At 38.4% G+C, this 1541-nt stretch carries 2 protein-coding genes and 1 pseudogene; all 3 read right to left on the reverse strand.

Going from position 1 to position 1541, the window contains the following annotated elements; translation table 11 throughout:
- Positions 1–721: DEAD/DEAH box helicase (locus tag H5202_RS22320; protein ID WP_259397446.1), on the reverse strand; the 721-nt coding region annotated here is incomplete at its 3' end.
- A 133-nt stretch (positions 722–854) separates the two neighbouring features.
- Positions 855–1208 carry a hypothetical protein gene (locus tag H5202_RS22325; RefSeq protein ID WP_182773955.1) on the reverse strand — a complete coding sequence of 118 codons (354 nt, stop codon included), beginning with the start codon at positions 1206–1208 and terminating at the stop codon, positions 855–857.
- A 174-nt stretch (positions 1209–1382) separates the two neighbouring features.
- Positions 1383–1541: pseudogene (locus H5202_RS24480) on the reverse strand (DTW domain-containing protein); the annotation flags it as partial.

Below are 1541 nucleotides of genomic sequence, written 5' to 3' on the forward strand. Positions count from 1 at the left end.
CAAGCTGGGTGAGCTTTTGCTGCTGATTAACAGCAACAACCGATAAATCTAAATTTGCCCGATAAAAACCAGTTTGTACCACCTGTTGTGGTGACAAACCAAAACGCTTGGCCATATCCAATTTTACTTGCTCTGTTGCCGTAGCGGTTAATAACAAACTTTGAGGGATAGAAAATTCTTGGCAATATTGTGGAATTTTTAAATAATCAGGCCTAAAATTGTGTCCCCATTCAGATATACAATGCGCTTCGTCAACCACCAGCAACGAAATCGGTACTGACTTAAGAAATTGCCTAAATCGCTCATTTTTAAAACGCTCGACCGACACCATCAAGATTCGCGTGCGTTGTTCTCTTACATCACGCATAACTTGTTGCGTTTGTTCATAAGTTAAACTTGAATCAATACTCGCGGCGGCAATACCTTTACTCGCTAAAAATGCTAACTGATCTTTCATTAAAGCCAATAACGGTGAAATAACTAAGGTCAGATTGGGTAATTGTTGGGCACAATACTGATAACACAAAGATTTACCAGACCCGGTAGGAAATATTGCTAACGCTGAATGACCGGCCAAAATGGTTCCTATAACCGCTTGTTGGCCTTCTCTGAACTCATTGAAACCAAATTGTTGCTGTAACAATTGGTGTAGCGTCTGTTGATCAAAAATAGTTGCAGCGGCTTCAGACGTTTCTGCGCCAATATATGTTGAGGGAGTCATAAAAAATCCTGTTATTAACCCCAAACAACATAGGATTATACAATAATCGATAAAACGTTGAGCCTTAGCAATATTGAATATCTAAGGCATTGTCTAAAGTGCTATGCATAAATCTAAACTACATAAGCTACATTTACCGTTTACGGGCAATATATTGATTAATCAATTGGGTCAATTTATCTTCAAAGTGCTCTTCTATTTCATCAAGGTTTTGTTCAAAAGAATGAATAAACTTAACGGCTTTCTCACGAGACAACACCTTGCCTGCAAGGCTGTATTGAATTTCTATTAAGCTTTTGTCTAAGCGTGGCGCAAGAAACCAATGACACACATCGGCATTTAAATTCACCAATGCTCGTTCGGCTACTTGGCAAAAAGTGTTGATATGTTCTGCACCATCAGGTCCTAAACAACCGGGTTCAAGACGGCACAATACCACTAATTTTTTAGTATTGATTTCTCTAGCACTGTTTATCAACTCTTCCATAATGTGTACGAAACGGTCCTTAATAAGATTTTGGATATTAAAATTTTATCGATGCAAAGATTGAAACCACATCACGATAACTAAAACCATTGGCGTTCAGTTAGCATCTCGTAATTCAGCACAATATGCAACCGTTTAGCGGCATCTAATCAAAATTCTAGCGGCTTAAATCGTTCATTTACTGCACTCATGACTGCCTTGTAAAGCTTGTTTAAAAGCATCTATAAACTCAGAAATAGGCGTTAAGGTTTCTTTTGCTCGACGGTTCCGGCCAAGCAACGAAGATTCTACAAATAAGTCAAACCAAGTTGATAATGCTAAACCATTTTGAGG

Source organism: Shewanella sp. SG41-4 (genome assembly GCF_014164505.1).
Classification (GTDB): Bacteria; Pseudomonadota; Gammaproteobacteria; order Enterobacterales; family Shewanellaceae; genus Shewanella.

Excerpts from the sequence above, each read along its gene's own strand:
- H5202_RS22325 (WP_182773955.1), bottom strand. The coding sequence starts at position 1,208 with ATGGAAGAGTTGATAAACAGTGCTAGAGAAATCAATACTAAAAAATTA.